Raw genomic sequence first — 15,358 nt, 5'->3', positions numbered from 1 at the left:
ATGAGCGCATCCGGGCCTCCCTTGTCGGTCCGCTGGGCGGCGCATCTCGCCCGCGACCGGCGGCGGTCGGCGCATACCGTCCGCGCCTATCAAGCGACCGCCGAGCGGCTCACCGCCTTTCTCCAGGCGCATTGGGGCGCACGTGCCGATGCGGCGGCGCTGGCGCAGGTGACGGCCGCGGACCTGCGCGCCTTCCTCGCCGCGCGCCGCGCGGAAGGGCTGGGCAATGCCTCCGCCGCGCGCGAGCTGTCGGCGGTGCGCGGCTTCCTCGCCTTTGCGGTGCCGGACGGCGTGGTGCCACGGTTACGTGGACCGCGGGTGAAGGTCGGGGTGCCGCGGCCGGTGTCGCCCGACGAGGCGCTGGCGCTCGCCGGTGCGGTGGCGGATGCGGCGGTCGAGCCATGGATCGGCGCGCGCGACTGGGCGGTGCTGCTGCTGCTCTACGGTGCCGGGCTGCGTATCGGCGAGGCGATCGCGCTGCCGGCGGCGGTGCTGCCGCTCGGCGAGACGCTGGCGGTGACCGGCAAGCGCGACAAGACGCGGATCGTCCCGTTGCTGCCGCAGGTCAGCGAAGCGATCGGGACCTATGTGGCGCAGCAGCCATGGGTGCTCGATTCGCAGGCGCCCTTGTTCCGCGGCGCCAAGGGCGGGCCGCTGTCGCCCGGCATGGTCCGCAAGGCGGTGCAGCGGGCACGGGGCCAGCTCGGGCTCGGCGAGCGGACGACCCCCCATGCGCTGCGACACAGTTTCGCGACGCATCTGCTCGGCCGGGGCGCGGACCTGCGCGCGTTGCAGGAGCTGCTGGGTCATGCCAGCCTGAGTTCGACCCAGGTCTATACCGCCGTGGACGCGGCGCATCTGCTCGACGTCTACCGCAACGCCCACCCGCATGGCTGAGGGATCGGTCGGACTATAATTCCTCCCGCTGGCGGGGGAAAAGCCGGGGCCGAAGCTATTGCCCCCGCGGCTTCCATGTCGCGACGCGCCAGATGTACGCGATCACGATCAGCACCATGATCGCCACCGCCAGCGGTCCGACATAATGGTCCAGCTCGGCGAAGCGCGCACCGAGGTACAGGCCGGCGCCGGCGAGAATGCTGTTCCAGATCAGGCTGCCCGCAAAGGTCCAGACGAGAAACCGCCACACCGGCATGCAGGTGATGCCGGCCGGCAGCGAGATGATCGTCCGGAAGGTCGGCATGAAGCGGAACACGAACACCACCCAGCCGCCGCGCCGGACAAAGAAGCGGTGCAGCGCCTCGACATCCTCCCATTCCATCGTCAGCCAGCGGCCGTGCCGCTCGACGAAGGGGCGGAAGCGGACGTAGCCGACGTGACGGCCGATATGATACCAGACGTAATTGCCCGCCGTCGTCCCCGCGGTGCCCCACAGGACGAGCGGCACCATCGCCATGTCGCCGCGCGCGACCGCCATGCCGCCGAGGCCCATGATCACCTCCGACGGGATCGGCGGGATGATATTCTCCAGCGCCATCAGCAGGAAGATGCCGATATAGCCGCCCCAGGCGATGCCGTTGAGGATGAACTCGGTCATGCCGGAGGGTAACGGCGGAGCCGTCAGCCGCGTTCCGACACCCTGCGCTCGATCGCATCCCAGATCAGGCCGGCGACGTCGGTGCCGTCGAACCGCTCGATCGCGACGATGCCGGTCGGCGAGGTGACGTTGATCTCGGTCAGCCATTCGCCGCCGATCACGTCGATGCCGACGAAGATCAGGCCGCGGCGCTTCAGCTCGGGGCCGAGCGCGTCGCAGATCTCGCGCTCGCGGTCGGTCAGCTCGGTCTTCACCGCCGAACCGCCGACCGCGAGGTTGGAGCGGATCTCGCCCTCGCCGGGCAGCCGGTTGATCGCACCGGCGACGACGCCGTCGACCAGCACGATACGCTTGTCGCCCTTCGCCACCGCCGGCAGGAACGCCTGGATCATATGTGGCTCGCGCCACGTCTGGTTGAACACCTCGATCAGCGCGGAGAGGTTGGCGCCGTCGCTGCCGACCTTGAAGATCGCCTTGCCGCCGTTGCCGTGGAGCGGCTTGACGACGATTTCGCCATGTTCGGCGAGGAAGGCGCGCGCTTCGTCGAGGCTGCGGGTGATCAGCGTCGGCGGCATGAAGCGCGCATAATCGAGCACGAACACCTTCTCGGGCGCGTTGCGGACGCTGACCGGGTCGTTGACCACCAGCGTCCGGTCGGCGATCCGCTCGAGCAGATGCGTCGCGGTGATATAGCCGAGGTCGAACGGCGGGTCCTGCCGCATCAGCACGACATCGGCCTGCTCGCCGAGGTCGAGGCTGACCGGGGGATCGAACCGGAAATGATCGCCGTCGACCCGCTGCACGGTGACGGGATGCGCCTTCGCCCAGACGCGGCCGTCGCGATAGTTGAGGTCTTCGGCGTCGTAGTGGAACAGGCGGTGGCCACGCGCCTGGCCGGCGAGCATCAGCGCGAAGGTCGAATCCCCCGCGATGGCGATGCTGTCGAGCGGGTCCATCTGGACGGCGACGGTGAGGGGCATCGGGACACTCGCGGGCTGTTGATCTCGGGCGGGACTTAGGGTGGCGGGGCCGGAATGTCACCGTCTGCGCAAGTCCCGCGCGGCTTCATCCGCCGATCCACGCATTCTCGATATGCCGCGGCCGGGTGCCGGGCGCGAGCAGGATCACGTCGATGCGGATGTCGTCGCCGGGACCGGCGTAGCGCGGCATCAGCAGCTCGGCGGCCGCCGCGACGCGGGCGAGGCGCCGTTCGTCGATGGCGAAGTCGAGTTCCGCGACGGTGCGGCGCATCTTGACCTCGACGAAGGCGATCAGGCCATCCTTGCGCGCGACGAGGTCGACCTCGCCTGCCGGCGTGCGGACGCGGCGATCGAGCACCGTCCAGCCCTTGAGCCGCAGCCACCAGCCGGCGAGCCGCTCGCCGCGACGACCCGCCGCCTCCGCAGTGCGACGCTCGGTGGTGGAGGCGCGGCGAGGGGGACGCATCGGCACAAGCTGCCGTACCCGTCGGCGTCGTGCAAGCCGCGGTCGTGTCCGATCGGTCTATAATGAACGACTGCAACCGTACCGGAGCGCGGGTGCGGGCATGGCCCGTCCAATCGAGAGTGAAGCGATGCTCGCAACCGACCAGCTGGAACGAGAGATCATTGCCGAACTTGGCCGTCAGGTCGGCAGGCGGTTGAACTCCGACGAGCTTTGCCGGCTCAGCTTGATGGTCTTCTTTGAGCAGCGCTTGCATGACGACCCCGGCCCGGTGGCGCAGATCCTGTTGCGCATCGCCCTCAAGGCGTCGCCCTATGCGGCCAACGTCGCGGAGGTCCGAAATGCCTATCGCGAAATCACCCGGCTGCGCGCGGCGCGCGACATGCCGGCGTTGATCGACTGGCTGTCGACCTGCGACCGCCATGCCCTGCCGCTGCCGGTGGTCATTTCGTGCGATAAATATCTCGGCAAGGCGCGGCACGTGTCGCGTGCGCTGACCGACCGCTATTTCGGCATCCCCCCGATCATCGTCACCGGCGGCGATACGTTGGACTTCGCGCAGGACGGGCGGATCCTGCGCCTGCCGGTCAGCGACGTCTATGAAGCGCTGCCGTTCAAGATCTTCGAGACCTTGGTGTTTCTGGACGCATTGGGCGCGTCTTACGGGGTCATAAAGATCGACGACGATCTGGACGTTGTCCCGCATGCGGCGCTGGATATCGACGCGGTGCGATCCGCTTTCGCAGGCGTCGACTATATGGGGCTGGCGCTGTCGTCGCTGCATCACGATCGCGCCTGGCATCAGGGGAAATGCGCGTCGGCGGTCGCGCCCGTCTACGGCAAGCCGTTCATCGCACCCTGGGCGCGAGGGGCGCTGTACTTCCTGTCAAAAACGACGATCGAGAAGCTTGCGGCGCAGTATCTGCGCTTTCCCGGCTGCCTCGCCGGTGAGCTCTACGAGGACAAAGCGGTCGGCGACGTGCTGAATGCGCTTGGTGTCCACGTGGCGGATCGTCCCCTCGAGGATCTGCTCGGCGTCCGCACCGACGCGCCGGAACGTACGGTCCTGGCGGCGGAGTGACCGCGGTGGCTAATTCACGACGCGGAAGGAATAGCTGTAGTCCGTACGCGGCGCACCAGTGATGCCGGCGATCGTCACCGTATAAGTGACGCCCGCCTGCAATCCGGCGACGCGCCATTGCACGTTGTTGGCGAGGCCATAGCCTTCGTTGTCGCTGGTCACGTCCGACACGGCGAGCGCGCCACCGGGGCCGGTGACGGTGATCGTCGCGCGATCGTAGCGGACGTTGGCGTTGGCGCCGAACGTGCCCGTCGTCCCCGCGACCACGCTGAAGGACAGGTAGCTCGACAGCGTGAAATAGCGCGCCGGATAGTCGCCCTGCGGGTAAGCGACATAAGCGGGTAGGCCGGTCGGCGCGGTGACGCCGCCGGCGAAGTTGAAGACGCGCATCGAGGCGGCGCTGGCGCGGCTGCCGTCGGGCAGGACGAGCGCGACGCGGCCATAGGAGGTCTTGCCGAGGAACGGATTGAGGATCCAGCGGCGGTGGCCGATCGACGCGCTGCCGCCCTCGGTCAGCCACAGGCCGAGATAGCTGTCCTCGCTGTCGAAACCGAGCCCGGTCCCCCAGCCGCCGATTAGGTTGCTCGCACCGGCCGCGGCGGCGCCGCTGGCGGTGTAGCAGGTCCAGCTCGTCGGCGGCGTGTGGCTGAGCTGCTTGTTGACCGCCATCATCAGCGACGAATCCGCCTCCGCCGCATCCTCCGCCTCCGCATAGGTCACTGCGGGAAGCTGGTGCAAGGCGCGGATCGCGTTGAGCTTGGCAAGGAAGTCGGCCTTGACGCTCGCCTTCAGCGTGCCGGCGCGGCAGGTCGCGGCATCGGGCTGGACGTCGTAGAGCGCGGCGGCGGCGCCGGCCCAGGTCGTCGGGGCAGGCGTGGGGGTCGGCGTCGGTGCCGGCGTGGGTGTGGGGCTGGGTGTGCCGGTCGGCGCCGGCGTCGGCGCGGGCGCAGAGACGACGGGCACCGCCGCCGAACCGCCGCTACCGTCGCCGCCGCCGCATCCCGCCAGGGCCATCAGGAGCGTCGAGGTGACGCCGGTCTTCCACATCTGCATGCGTCGACCATAGCCGTGGACTCATTGACAAGTCGTTGAAGTACGACGCTATTTACCGCCTTCACGGCACAGGTCGGCGTGCCGCTATTCGCCCTTCATCGCCAGCGCCCGGGCGTAGAGCGTCTTGCGGTCGAGCCCGAATGCCTTGGCCACCTCGCCGGCGGCCTTGGCGACGGGCAGGCGGGTCAGCGCCTCGACCAGCGCGGCGTCGGCATCCTGCGGATCGGGCGGCGGCGCCTCGCCGGGCGGCGCGACGACGATGACGATCTCGCCCTTCGGCGGCGCATCGGCATAGCGCGCGGCAAGGTGGGTGAGGGTGCCGGTGACCGCTTCCTCATAGCGTTTGGTGATCTCACGCGTCACCGCCGCGTCGCGGTCGCCGAGTCCCTCGGCCAGCGCGGCGAGGCAGGCCGACAGGCGCGGACCGGATTCGTAGAGGACGAGCGTGGCGCGGATCGTGGCGATTTCGGCGATCGCCGAGCTCCGCGCCTGCGCCTTGCTCGGCAGGAAGCCGGCGAACAGGAAGCGGTCGGTCGGCAGGCCGGCGAGCGTCAGCGCGGCGACCGCGGCGCAGGGGCCGGGGATGGTGACGACGTGCCGGCCGGCGGCGCGCGCGTCGCGGACCAGCTTGTAGCCGGGGTCGGAGATCAGCGGCGTGCCGGCGTCGGAGACGAGCGCGACCGCCTCGGTCGCCATGCGCGCGATCAGGCCGGGGCGCATCCCCTCGGCATTGTGGTCGTGATAGGGGAGCATCGGGCGCTTGACGCCGATATGGCGAAGCAGGCCGGCGGTGACGCGGCTGTCCTCGACCGCTATCACGTCGGCGCGGGTCAATATGTCGGCGGCGCGCGGCGACAGGTCAGCAAGATTGCCGATCGGCGTCGCGACGATGTAGAGCCCGGGTTCTAAAGGTTCGGATATGGCCACAGGGGACGTCATGGCAGAGGCAGCTACACTTGGACAGCCGGGAGCGCGACAGCCGTGGCTGCGGCGCGGCATCGCGCTGGTCGCCGCGGCGATGCTCGCCGCCTGTTCGACCGTGGTGCCGCGTGCGCCGGTGACCGCACCCGAGCGGGCGCCGCGCCCTGCCGCGAACCGGCCCGAGCCGGTCGAGGCGGGGCTGCCGCGCGACACCGCGCGCAATCGCGTCGCGCTGCTGGTGCCGCTGTCGGGCAGCAATGCGGGCGTCGGCCGCTCGATCGCCAATGCGACGATGCTCGCTGTGCTCGACACCGGCACCGACAAGGTGCGGATCACCAATTACGACACCGCGACGGGTGCGGCGGCGGCGGCGCAACGCGCGATCGCCGAGGGCGCGCAACTGATCCTCGGGCCGCTGCTGTCCGACGACGTGCGCGCCGTCGCGCCGATCGCCAAGGCGGCGGGCGTGCCGGTGCTGAGCTTCTCCAACGATGCGTCGGTGGCGGGCAACGGCACCTATCTGATGGGCTATGCGCCGGCGCAGTCGATCGACCGCGTCGTGCAATATGCCACCAGCCGCGGCGTGACGAGCTTCGCCGGGCTGATCCCCAACGGCCTGTACGGCGAGCGCGCCTCGACCGCCTTCCTGCGCTCGGTCGAGGGGGCGGGCGGCTCGGTCGTGTCGCTGCAGACCTATGGCCGGGTGGCGGGCGGCATCGCCGGCGCGGTGACGCGACTCAACGCCAAGGCGCCCTATGGCGCGGTGCTGATCGCCGACGGCGCGGCGAGCGCGGGCGTCGCGGCGCCATTGGTCAAGCGCGGCAGCGGCGCCTCGACGCGGCTGCTCGGCACCGAATTGTGGAATTCGGAAACGAGCCTCGCCACCAAGCCGGCGCTCAACGGCGCGTGGTTCGCAAGCGTGGGGAACACGCTCTACCGGCAATATGCGACCAAATATCGCGCGCGCTACAATGCGGCGCCGTACCGGCTGTCGAGCCTCGGCTATGACGCGGTGCTGCTGACGGTGCGCATCTCGCGCGACTGGCCGGTGGGGCGGCCGTTCCCCGAGGCGCGGCTGCGCGACGCGGACGGCTTCGCGGGGATCGACGGGGCGTTCCGCTTCGGCCGCGACGGCGTCGCCGAGCGGGCGCTGGAAGTGCAGGAGATCCAGAACGGCACGACCGTGACCGTGTCGCCGGCCCCGACCGGCTTCGGGCGGTAGGACCACATATTCCTCCCCCGGGCGGGGGAGGATTCAGGCGTCCTTCACCACCAGCGGCAGGATCGCGTCGAGCAGCAGCGTGCCCGCTTCGGTCACGCGCAATCGTCCCGGTTCGCGGGCGACGAGGCCCTGCGCCTCGAGCCGCTCCACCGCAGCCCAGTCGATCGGTGCGGTACCGCCGGCGAGCGTCGCGACGTGCGTCAGGTCGATGCCCTCGCGCAGGCGCAGGCCCATCACCAGCGCCTCGCTGGCGCGATCGTGTGCGACCAGCGACTCCTCGATCTGGAGGCCGTGGCCGTTGCGCGCGACGGCGGATAGCCAGTTCTCCGGCTTCTTGTGGCGCTGCGTCGCCAGCCCGTCGCGGCGGCCGTGCGCGCCCGGGCCGATCCCGGCATAATCGCGGTAGCGCCAATAGGTGAGGTTATGGCGGCTCTCCGCCCCGTGCCGCGCATGGTTCGAGGTCTCGTAGGCCGGCAGGCCCGCCGCGTCGGTCAGCGCGCGCGTGGCCTCGAACAGGTCGGCGGCGGTGTCGCCGTCGGGGATGGTGAGGCGGCCCTTGGCGGCCTCGGTCGCGAAGCGCGTGCCGGGCTCGATCGTCAATTGATAGAGCGAGAGATGCTCGGTGCCGAACGACAGCGCGCGTGTCAGCTCGGCCTCCCATGCGGGCAGGCGCTGATCGGGGAGCGCGTAGATCAGGTCGAAGCTGACCCGAGCGAAATGCCGCTGCGCGGTGGCGAGCGCGGCCAGCCCCTCGTCGACGCCATGCGCGCGGTCGAGGAAACGCAAGGCGCGATCATCCAGCGATTGCAGCCCGAGCGAGACGCGGTTGACCCCAGCCGCGGCGATATCGGCGAAGCGCGCCGCCTCGACCGAGGAGGGGTTGGCCTCGAGCGTGATCTCGATATCGGCGGTCGGCCGCCAGTGCGTCTGCGCGGCGGCGAGGATCGCGGCGACGGTGGCGGGCGGCATCAGCGACGGCGTGCCGCCGCCGAAGAAGATCGAGCCGAGCGTTCGGCCGGGCAGCGTGCGCGCCTCGTGCGCGAGGTCGGCGAGCAGCGCATCGCGCCACGCATCCTGATCGACCGTGTCGCGGACGTGGCTGTTGAAGTCGCAATAGGGGCATTTCGAGACGCAGAACGGCCAGTGGACGTAGAGCGCGAGCGGCGTCTTGTCGGAATCCATGATGCTGCCGATATGGCGGCAATGACATGGAAACGCCACTCATGGCTCGCAGCGGGCCTGCTCTTCGCCACCGGATGCACGCAGGGCCCCGAGCGCGTCGTCGAGCCGCGCGCGAGCGCCGCGCCGGCCCCGCGCGGGTCGGTGCTGCTGCGCGAGGCGATGCTGACCGGGCAGAATCGCGCCCGCGCCGATGTCGGCGTCGCGCCGCTGACGTGGAGCGAGCCGCTCGCCGCCTCGGCCCTCGCCTATGCGCAGGTGATGGCGCGCACCGGGCGGTTCGAACATGCGCCGCAGTCGCTGGGGATGGACCGCGAGGGCGAGAATCTGTGGACCGGCACGCGCGGCGCCTATCGTTTCGACGAGATGGTCGGCCATTGGGTGGCGGAGAAGAAGGACTTCGTAAACCTGCCGGTGCCGCAATCGAGCAAGACCGGACGCTGGGAGGACGTCGGCCATTACACGCAGATCGTCTGGCGCGGGACGACGCAGGTCGGCTGCGCGCTGGCGAGCAACGCGAAGGACGATTTCGTGGTGTGCCGCTATTCGCCACCGGGCAATGTCTGGGGGACGGTGGCGTATTGAGGGCGGAACGCCCACTCCTCCTCCTTGAGGGCAGGGCTATGGCATATGGCTTTGGTGATGAGGTGCATTCGGCTTCCTCATCGGATTCGTCACCCCGGCCCTGCGCCGGGGTCCCGCTTCCTCCAGTGGGACGAAGAAGCGGGATGCCGGATCGAGTCCGGCATGACGGGGATATAAAGGCCGCGCACCACTCCAAACGGTCATATACGATTGCCTTGCCCTTGCGGGGGCGGAATCAGGGGATCGTCGCCGTCGTATACGGCGCATAAACCCGCCAGCCGAGCGTCGCATAGAGCGCGGCGCCCATCGCGGTGGCCGTCAGCACTTGACGTGACGTCGACGTGCAATGCGCGCCCAGCGCCATCATCAATGCCCGTCCCAATCCGCGGCGGCGGTGCGCGTCCTCGACCACGATGCGGTCGTACACGAAGATGCCGTCCAGTTCCGCCGCATGGCCGCTCGCCGCAAGGACGCCATCGGGCGCGGCGATCGTCGCATGCGTGACGCCGCCGTCGCGAACCGTCGCCAGCCGATAGCCCGGCGGCACGACCGGCGGCGTCAGGGCAGCCCGCTCCGGCACCATCATGCAATTCGCGTCGGTGATCATCCAATGCGGCGGCAGCAGCGCGCGGAACGTGCCGGCGTCGGCGCAGAGCTTCACGAAAACGCCCGGCGTGTCGATCGTCGCGAGTAGGGCGGTCAGGCCCGGACCGACCTCGGCGAAGAGATGGCGGCGGCGTTCGACCGGTCCGCCGGTGTCGACGCGCCAGCCGCCATGGTCGGCGACCGGCGCGGGCAGGCCGCGCGAGAGCGAACGGGCGGCAAGCCAGCCCCGCACGAGGACCGGATCGACGCCCGTCATCGCCTCAGAGGACCGCGGCGACCAATTGCCGGAACGCGTCGGCGCGGTGGCTGATCGCGTGCTTGGCGGCGGCGTCCATTTCGCCGAACGTCTGAGGTCCGCCCTCGGGCAGGAACATCGCGTCATAGCCGAAGCCGTTGCCGCCGCGCGGTGGCCAAACGAGAGTGCCGTCGACGCGACCCTCGAACCATTCGACATGGCCGTCGGGCCAGGCGAGCGCGAGCGCGCAGACGAAATGCGCGCTGCGCGGCAGGTCGGGCTCTTCGTTGAGGCGATCCTCGACCAGCCGCATCGCGAGATCGAAGTCCTTCGACTCCCCCGCCCAGCGCGCGGAGAAGATGCCGGGGTCGCCGCCCAGCGCATCGACGCACAGGCCGCTGTCGTCGGCGAGCGCGGGCAGGCCGGACAGGTCCGCCGCCTGCAACGCCTTCAGCTCGGCGTTGGCGACGAAGGTGGTGCCGGTTTCCTCGGGCTCGGGCAGGTCGAGCTCGCCCGCCGAGACGGGCTCGATGCCATAGGGGCCGAGCAGCTCGGCGATCTCACGCACCTTGCCCGCATTGTGGCTGGCGATGACCAGCCGGCCGGGGGCGAGCTTGCGGATCGCCTGCGGCGTGTCGCCCTCGCCGCTCATCGGACGGCGCGATCCTGCGCGGCGAAGATCTCGGTGCAGCCGATCCGCGCGAGGCGGAGCAGGCGGAGCAGCGCCTCCTCGTCATAGGTGGCATGTTCGGCGGTCGCCTGCGCCTCGGCGATATTGCCGTTTTCGAGCAGGACGAAATTGCCGTCGGCATCCGCCGCCGAATCCTCGAGATAGTCGAGGTCGAGCACCGGCGTACCCTGATAGATGCCGCAGCTCACCGCGGCGACCTTCTGCCGGATCGGGTCGACGGTCAGCTTGCCGCTGGTGAGCAAAGTGTTGACCGCGAGGCGCAGCGCGACCCAGGCGCCCGAGATCGCGGCGGTGCGGGTGCCGCCGTCGGCCTGGAGGACGTCGCAGTCGAGCGTGATCTGGCGCTCGCCGAGCAGCTTCATGTCGACCACCGAGCGCAGCGAGCGGCCGATCAGCCGCTGGATCTCCTGCGTGCGACCCGACTGTTTGCCCTTGGCGGCCTCGCGGCTGCCGCGGGTGTGGGTGGCGCGGGGCAGCATGCCATATTCGGCGGTCACCCAGCCTTCGCCCTTGCCGCGCAGGAACGGCGGCACGCGCTCCTCGAGGCTGGCCGTGACGAGCACCTTGGTGTCGCCGAAGCCGACCAGCACCGATCCCTCGGCGTGGCGGGTGAAGTTCGGTTCGATGGTGATCGCCCGCATCTGGTCGGGGGCGCGGCCACTGGGGCGCATTCAACTCTCCTCAAGGTTCGATGGCGCAGCCCTAGACGGCACGGCTGGCACACGCCAGTGGTGAGCAAAGGGGAGAAGGGCATGCGTAAGCGGTTCGCGGGTCTGGCATTGGCGGCGATGAGCCTGTCAGCCTGTGTGGTGGTCGACGCATCGCGCGACGGGGCGACGTCGGCGGTGGCAAGCGAGACGATCCGTTACGAAACCGGCGCGTGCTTTGGCACCTGTCCGGTTTACGCGGTGACGATCGCGCCGGACGGCAAGGGCACGTTCGAGGGGCAGCGCTTCACCACGGTGACCGGGACGCGCAGCTTTCAGGCGTCGCCGGCGGCCTATCATCTGTTCGCGGCACGGCTGGCGCCATATCGTCCCCGCGGCGAGCGATCCTTGCGGGCGGGCGAGCCCGGCTGCACCCCGGCGGCGACCGACCAGTCGTCCGTCGACGTGCGGTGGACGGGCGGTGGCGCCGCGGCATCGCATCTCGACGCCTATTTCGGCTGCGACATGGCGCAGAATGCCGCGATGTTCCGCGCGTTGCGGGAGGCGCCGCAGGTGTTGCCGATCGGCGCCTTTATCGGCGACGGCGCGCGTCCTAGATAGAGCATATGGCACCACCGGTCACCGAGCTTACCGATCGCGCCCGCGACATCTTTCGTGCGGTGGTCGACGGCTATGTCGAAAACGGCATGCCGGTGGGGTCGAAGACGATCGCGATCGCCTCCGGCCTCAATCTGTCGCCGGCGTCGATCCGCGGGGTGATGCAGGAGCTGGAGGAACTGGGGCTGCTCGCCAGCCCGCATACCAGCGCCGGTCGCATCCCGACCGAACGCGGGCTGCGCCTGTTCGTCGACGGGATGATGCAGGCGCTCGAACCCTCCGCCGAGGAACGCGCGGCGATCGAGGCGCGCGCCGGGCATCGCGGTCCGGTTGAGGAGGCGCTGGCGGCAACGACCGCCGCGCTGTCCGGCCTGTCGGCCTGTGCGGGGCTGGTGATGGTGCCCAAGCGTGAGCTGGCGTTGCGCTCGATCGGCTTCGTCGCGCTGTCGCCCGATCAGGCGATGGCGGTGCTGGTCAGCGAGGACGGGTCGGTCGAGAACCGGGTGATCCAATTGCCCGCCGGGATGACGCCCTCGGCATTGGTCGAGGCGGGCAATTACATGACCGCGACGCTGTCCGGCCTGACGCTCGCTGAGGCGCGGGCCCGCGTCGGGCGGCAGATGGCGGAGGGCGAGGCGGCACTCGACGGCGCGGCGCGGGCGCTGGTCGAAGCCGGCCTTGCGGTGTGGAGCGAGGATGGCGCACGGCGGCCGGTGCTGATCGTGCGCGGCCAGGGGCGGCTGATCGACGCCGCCGCCGCTGCCGACCTCGACCGGGTGCGCGACCTGCTCGACGATCTCGAGGGCAAACAGGAAATCGCGCAATTGCTCGACAGCGCGAGCGCCGGCGACGCGACCCGCATCTTCATCGGTGCAGAGAACAAATTGTTCGCCTTGTCAGGGTCTTCGGTGATCGCGCGGCCGTTCCGCGGACCCGGCGGCAGGGTGGTCGGCGTGGTCGGGGTGATCGGGCCGACGCGGTTGAACTATGCGCGCGTCGTGCCCATGGTGGATTTCACGGCGGCAACGCTCGCCCGTTTGATGGGCTGACACTACAGGGACCTACATGACCGAAGAGACCAAGATCGACGTGGAAGCACTGCGCCAGGAGACGGCGGAGGCCGCTCCCGAAGTGGCGGAGCATGACGATGCGGCGGCGCGGATCGCCGACCTCGAGAACCAGCTCGCCGACGCCAAGCAGCAGACGCTCTATGCGCAGGCCGAAATCCAGAACGTCCGCCGCCGTACCGAGAAGGAAGTCGCCGACGCGCGCAACTATGCGACCACCTCGTTCGCGCGCGACATCCTGTCGGTCGCCGATAATCTGGCGCGCGGCCTGTCGGCGATCCCCGCCGACCTGCGCGGCGACGAGCGGCTGAAGGGCCTGGTCACCGGTCTGGAAGCGACGGGGCGCGAGCTGGACAGCGTGTTCACGCGCAACGGCATCACCAAGGTCGAGGCGATGGGCGCGATGCTCGATCCCAACAAGCATCAGGCGATGATGGAAGTGCCGAGCGATGCCGAGCCCGGCACGATCGTGCAGGAGATGCAGGCGGGCTATATGCTCAAGGATCGCCTGCTGCGCCCGGCGCTGGTCGGCGTGGCGAAGAAGCCGGATTGAGGTGCGCGGCGGCGCGGGATCAGACCTGCGCCGCCTTCAACACATCGTTGATCCGCGCCTGCCAGCCCGGACCGGTGGCGCGGAACTTGTCGATCACGTCGGGATCGAGGCGTAGCGTCACCAGCTTCTTGGTCGGCGTTGCCTGGGCGCCACGTCGGCGCAGGCGCTTACGCCGTTCCGCCAGCGCCTGTTGCAGCGCTTCTTCGGTGACGTCGAAATCCTCAGGATCGTCAGGATCCGCCGGAATGGCGATGATATCCGCGAGCTTCTGCATCGTTGCTTTTCCTTACCGATATGAACCGGGTCGTCTGGTCGCGTTCGACATACACTGCCGTCCATAGACGGTCGCCGACCCTGCCGACCGCTTTCCAACGCTCCTCGCCATCCTCCGGTCGCGCCGACGGGATCAGAAGCACATTGCCGTCAGCGAATATCCATTCGCCAAAAGCCAGCGGCACGCCATGTTTGGCACGATTGATCACGTCCTTCGCCGGATCGAACGTGATGTCCATAGCTAATCGTAACTACGATCTGCACTTCAATCAAGTGGACGCTATGCCGTTGGCAAGGCTAGTATCGTCGCCATGAACCCCAATCTAACCACCGATCGCCCGACCTTCGTCACGCATCTCGAATGCTCGCTGACCGGCGAGCGCTACGAGGCGGACCGGCTGCATGGCCTGTCGCGTGCCGGGCGGCCGTTGCTAGTGCGCTACGACCTCGACGCGGTGAAGACGACCCTGTCGCGCGACGCGCTGGCGGCACGGCAGACCGACATGTGGCGGTGGCGCGAGCTGCTACCGGTGCGGCGGACCGAGGACGTGGTCAGCCTCGGCGAGATCGAGACGCCGCTGATCCCGATCCCGAGAAGCGCGGGCAGTGCCAACGTGTGGGTCAAGGACGAGGGGCGGTTGCCGACCGGCAGCTTCAAGGCGCGCGGGCTGGTGATGGCGGTGGCGATGGCCAAGGAGCTTGGCGTCACCCGCATCGCGATGCCGACCAACGGCAATGCCGGGGCGGCGCTTGCCGCTTATGCGACCCGGGTGGGGATCGAGACGATCGTCTTCTGTCCCGAGGATACGCCCGAGGTGAACGTGCGCGAGATCGCGATGCAGGGCGCGCGGGTGTGGCGGGTCAACGGCCTGATCGACGATTGCGGCGCGATCGTCGGCAAGGGCGCCGCCGAGGGACGCTGGTTCGATTTCTCGACGCTCAAGGAGCCCTATCGGATCGAGGGCAAGAAGACGATGGGGCTGGAGCTCGCCGCGCAATTCGGCTGGGAGCTGCCCGATGCGATCTTCTACCCGACCGGCGGCGGCACCGGCCTGATCGGCATGTGGAAGGCGTTCGACGAACTGGAGGCGCTCGGCTGGATCGGCGCCAAGCGGCCGCGCATGTATGCGGTGCAGGCGTCGGGGTGCGCGCCGATCGTCCGCGCCTTCGAGGACGGCGTCGAACATGCGGAACGCTGGGAGGACGCGCATACCGTCGCCGCGGGCATCCGCGTGCCCAAGGCGGTGGGCGATTTCCTGATCCTGCGCGCGGTGCGCGCGAGCGGCGGCAAGGCGCTGGGGGTCGGCGATCCGGCGATCCTCAAGGCGGTCGACGAGGCCGCGCGCAAGGACGGGCTGCTGCTGTGTCCGGAAGGCGGCGCGACGCTCGCCGCCTATCGCGAGGCGCTGCGCACCGGCGAGGTCGACGAGGACGAGCGGGTGGTGCTGTTCAACTGCGCGACCGGGCTCAAATATCCGATGCCCGAGGCGCCGCGCACGCTCGACCGGCATGGCGCGATCGACTTCGACATGCTGTAAATCATCCCCCGTTGGCCCTGAGCCTGTCGAAGGGGCATTGAGACTCACCCACCTTTCGACAGGCTCAGGGCGAACGGAAGGTCTTGCGGCG

The 15,358-nt window shown here is 69.4% G+C and carries 19 protein-coding genes; 8 read left to right on the top strand and 11 right to left on the bottom strand.

Features of this window, described 5'->3' with window-relative positions; translation table 11 throughout:
- Positions 1-897: a tyrosine recombinase XerC gene (locus MC45_RS10230; protein ID WP_038662635.1), complete on the top strand. Its 897-nt coding sequence runs from the start codon at positions 1-3 to the stop codon at positions 895-897.
- 55 nt (positions 898-952) lie between these two features.
- Here MC45_RS10230 and MC45_RS10225 read toward each other — a convergent pair whose 3' ends face one another.
- The 3 genes from MC45_RS10225 to MC45_RS10215 form a co-directional block, all read right to left on the bottom strand.
- Positions 953-1,555 carry a DedA family protein gene (locus MC45_RS10225; RefSeq protein ID WP_038662632.1) on the bottom strand — a complete coding sequence of 201 codons (603 nt, stop codon included), beginning with the start codon at positions 1,553-1,555 and terminating at the stop codon, positions 953-955.
- A gap of 23 nt (positions 1,556-1,578) precedes the next feature.
- Positions 1,579-2,535: a glutathione synthase gene (gene gshB, locus MC45_RS10220; protein WP_038662629.1), complete on the bottom strand. Its 957-nt coding sequence runs from the start codon at positions 2,533-2,535 to the stop codon at positions 1,579-1,581.
- An 85-nt stretch (positions 2,536-2,620) separates the two neighbouring features.
- Positions 2,621-3,001: a YraN family protein gene (locus MC45_RS10215; protein WP_038662627.1), complete on the bottom strand. Its 381-nt coding sequence runs from the start codon at positions 2,999-3,001 to the stop codon at positions 2,621-2,623.
- A 100-nt stretch (positions 3,002-3,101) separates the two neighbouring features.
- On the opposite strand from MC45_RS10215, the gene MC45_RS18610 reads away from it, so the two are divergent.
- Positions 3,102-4,079: a hypothetical protein gene (locus tag MC45_RS18610; protein ID WP_156143817.1), complete on the top strand. Its 978-nt coding sequence runs from the start codon at positions 3,102-3,104 to the stop codon at positions 4,077-4,079.
- Between the two features lie 9 nt (positions 4,080-4,088).
- Here MC45_RS18610 and MC45_RS10205 read toward each other — a convergent pair whose 3' ends face one another.
- Positions 4,089-5,132, bottom strand: coding sequence for a CAP domain-containing protein (locus tag MC45_RS10205; RefSeq protein WP_038662624.1), 1,044 nt, complete (start codon positions 5,130-5,132; stop codon positions 4,089-4,091).
- 84 nt (positions 5,133-5,216) lie between these two features.
- Positions 5,217-6,071 carry a 16S rRNA (cytidine(1402)-2'-O)-methyltransferase gene (gene rsmI / locus MC45_RS10200; RefSeq protein WP_038662621.1) on the bottom strand — a complete coding sequence of 285 codons (855 nt, stop codon included), beginning with the start codon at positions 6,069-6,071 and terminating at the stop codon, positions 5,217-5,219.
- On the opposite strand from rsmI, the gene MC45_RS10195 reads away from it, so the two are divergent.
- Positions 6,070-7,275: a penicillin-binding protein activator gene (locus tag MC45_RS10195; RefSeq protein WP_038662619.1), complete on the top strand. Its 1,206-nt coding sequence runs from the start codon at positions 6,070-6,072 to the stop codon at positions 7,273-7,275. The two genes, rsmI and MC45_RS10195, sit on opposite strands and share 2 nt — an antisense overlap.
- 33 nt (positions 7,276-7,308) lie before the next feature.
- Here MC45_RS10195 and hemW read toward each other — a convergent pair whose 3' ends face one another.
- Positions 7,309-8,457: a radical SAM family heme chaperone HemW gene (hemW, locus tag MC45_RS10190; RefSeq protein ID WP_038662617.1), complete on the bottom strand. Its 1,149-nt coding sequence runs from the start codon at positions 8,455-8,457 to the stop codon at positions 7,309-7,311.
- 21 nt (positions 8,458-8,478) lie between these two features.
- Between hemW and MC45_RS10185 the strand changes: the two genes are divergently transcribed.
- Positions 8,479-9,039 carry a CAP domain-containing protein gene (locus tag MC45_RS10185; RefSeq protein WP_342666973.1) on the top strand — a complete coding sequence of 187 codons (561 nt, stop codon included), beginning with the start codon at positions 8,479-8,481 and terminating at the stop codon, positions 9,037-9,039.
- Positions 9,040-9,274: 235 nt separating this feature from the next.
- Here the strand turns inward: MC45_RS10185 and MC45_RS10180 are convergent, their stop codons facing one another.
- From MC45_RS10180 to rph, 3 genes are read right to left on the bottom strand one after another with little or no spacing between them, the layout of a single operon-like run.
- On the bottom strand, positions 9,275-9,901 hold the full coding sequence (locus MC45_RS10180; protein WP_038662612.1) for a GNAT family N-acetyltransferase: 627 nt from the start codon (positions 9,899-9,901) through the stop codon (positions 9,275-9,277).
- 4 nt (positions 9,902-9,905) lie between these two features.
- Positions 9,906-10,532, bottom strand: coding sequence for an RdgB/HAM1 family non-canonical purine NTP pyrophosphatase (gene rdgB, locus MC45_RS10175; RefSeq protein WP_038662610.1), 627 nt, complete (start codon positions 10,530-10,532; stop codon positions 9,906-9,908).
- Positions 10,529-11,242, bottom strand: a complete 714-nt coding sequence (gene rph / locus MC45_RS10170; protein ID WP_038662607.1) for a ribonuclease PH — start codon at positions 11,240-11,242, stop codon at positions 10,529-10,531. Before rph ends, rdgB begins: the two co-directional genes overlap by 4 nt.
- A gap of 81 nt (positions 11,243-11,323) precedes the next feature.
- Between rph and MC45_RS10165 the strand changes: the two genes are divergently transcribed.
- The 3 genes from MC45_RS10165 to grpE are packed head-to-tail and all read left to right on the top strand — an operon-like array spanning position 11,324 to position 13,456.
- On the top strand, positions 11,324-11,839 hold the full coding sequence (locus tag MC45_RS10165) for a DUF6438 domain-containing protein (protein ID WP_038667102.1): 516 nt from the start codon (positions 11,324-11,326) through the stop codon (positions 11,837-11,839).
- Between the two features lie 5 nt (positions 11,840-11,844).
- A complete protein-coding gene (gene hrcA, locus MC45_RS10160; protein ID WP_038662604.1) occupies positions 11,845-12,885 on the top strand; it encodes a heat-inducible transcriptional repressor HrcA in 1,041 nt (346 codons plus the stop codon).
- 16 nt (positions 12,886-12,901) lie between these two features.
- Complete coding sequence (grpE, locus tag MC45_RS10155) at positions 12,902-13,456, top strand: nucleotide exchange factor GrpE (RefSeq protein WP_038662601.1); 555 nt, start codon at positions 12,902-12,904, stop codon at positions 13,454-13,456.
- 19 nt (positions 13,457-13,475) lie between these two features.
- Here grpE and MC45_RS10150 read toward each other — a convergent pair whose 3' ends face one another.
- Positions 13,476-13,730, bottom strand: coding sequence for a BrnA antitoxin family protein (locus MC45_RS10150; RefSeq protein ID WP_038662598.1), 255 nt, complete (start codon positions 13,728-13,730; stop codon positions 13,476-13,478).
- Positions 13,687-13,968: a BrnT family toxin gene (locus MC45_RS18915; protein ID WP_081974408.1), complete on the bottom strand. Its 282-nt coding sequence runs from the start codon at positions 13,966-13,968 to the stop codon at positions 13,687-13,689. The genes MC45_RS10150 and MC45_RS18915 overlap by 44 nt, the downstream gene beginning before the upstream one ends.
- A gap of 72 nt (positions 13,969-14,040) precedes the next feature.
- Here MC45_RS18915 and MC45_RS10145 point away from each other — a divergent pair, with 72 nt between their 5' ends.
- Entirely contained in the window at positions 14,041-15,267 is a 1,227-nt protein-coding gene (locus MC45_RS10145) for a threonine synthase (protein ID WP_038662595.1), read from the top strand.
- The last annotated feature ends 91 nt before the right edge of the window (positions 15,268-15,358 follow it).

This window comes from Sphingomonas taxi, from assembly GCF_000764535.1.
Lineage (GTDB): Bacteria > Pseudomonadota > Alphaproteobacteria > Sphingomonadales > Sphingomonadaceae > Sphingomonas > Sphingomonas taxi.
Note: the sequence above shows the minus strand (reverse complement) of the source record. Positions and strands in the feature narration are given on the sequence as shown.

What these genes read in the sequence shown, in the direction of transcription:
- MC45_RS10230 (WP_038662635.1), top strand. Translation starts at nt 1, where the DNA reads ATGAGCGCATCCGGGCCTCCCTTGTCGGTCCGCTGGGCGGCGCATCTC.
- MC45_RS10225 (WP_038662632.1), bottom strand. Translation starts at nt 1,555, where the DNA reads ATGACCGAGTTCATCCTCAACGGCATCGCCTGGGGCGGCTATATCGGC.
- gshB (WP_038662629.1), bottom strand. Translation starts at nt 2,535, where the DNA reads ATGCCCCTCACCGTCGCCGTCCAGATGGACCCGCTCGACAGCATCGCC.
- MC45_RS10215 (WP_038662627.1), bottom strand. Translation starts at nt 3,001, where the DNA reads ATGCGTCCCCCTCGCCGCGCCTCCACCACCGAGCGTCGCACTGCGGAG.
- MC45_RS18610 (WP_156143817.1), top strand. Translation starts at nt 3,102, where the DNA reads ATGGCCCGTCCAATCGAGAGTGAAGCGATGCTCGCAACCGACCAGCTG.
- MC45_RS10205 (WP_038662624.1), bottom strand. Translation starts at nt 5,132, where the DNA reads ATGCAGATGTGGAAGACCGGCGTCACCTCGACGCTCCTGATGGCCCTG.
- MC45_RS10195 (WP_038662619.1), top strand. Translation starts at nt 6,070, where the DNA reads ATGGCAGAGGCAGCTACACTTGGACAGCCGGGAGCGCGACAGCCGTGG.
- rsmI (WP_038662621.1), bottom strand. Translation starts at nt 6,071, where the DNA reads ATGACGTCCCCTGTGGCCATATCCGAACCTTTAGAACCCGGGCTCTAC.
- hemW (WP_038662617.1), bottom strand. Translation starts at nt 8,457, where the DNA reads ATGGATTCCGACAAGACGCCGCTCGCGCTCTACGTCCACTGGCCGTTC.
- MC45_RS10185 (WP_342666973.1), top strand. Translation starts at nt 8,479, where the DNA reads ATGACATGGAAACGCCACTCATGGCTCGCAGCGGGCCTGCTCTTCGCC.
- MC45_RS10180 (WP_038662612.1), bottom strand. Translation starts at nt 9,901, where the DNA reads ATGACGGGCGTCGATCCGGTCCTCGTGCGGGGCTGGCTTGCCGCCCGT.
- rdgB (WP_038662610.1), bottom strand. Translation starts at nt 10,532, where the DNA reads ATGAGCGGCGAGGGCGACACGCCGCAGGCGATCCGCAAGCTCGCCCCC.
- rph (WP_038662607.1), bottom strand. Translation starts at nt 11,242, where the DNA reads ATGCGCCCCAGTGGCCGCGCCCCCGACCAGATGCGGGCGATCACCATC.
- MC45_RS10165 (WP_038667102.1), top strand. Translation starts at nt 11,324, where the DNA reads ATGCGTAAGCGGTTCGCGGGTCTGGCATTGGCGGCGATGAGCCTGTCA.
- hrcA (WP_038662604.1), top strand. Translation starts at nt 11,845, where the DNA reads ATGGCACCACCGGTCACCGAGCTTACCGATCGCGCCCGCGACATCTTT.
- grpE (WP_038662601.1), top strand. Translation starts at nt 12,902, where the DNA reads ATGACCGAAGAGACCAAGATCGACGTGGAAGCACTGCGCCAGGAGACG.
- MC45_RS10150 (WP_038662598.1), bottom strand. Translation starts at nt 13,730, where the DNA reads ATGCAGAAGCTCGCGGATATCATCGCCATTCCGGCGGATCCTGACGAT.
- MC45_RS18915 (WP_081974408.1), bottom strand. Translation starts at nt 13,968, where the DNA reads ATGGACATCACGTTCGATCCGGCGAAGGACGTGATCAATCGTGCCAAA.
- MC45_RS10145 (WP_038662595.1), top strand. Translation starts at nt 14,041, where the DNA reads ATGAACCCCAATCTAACCACCGATCGCCCGACCTTCGTCACGCATCTC.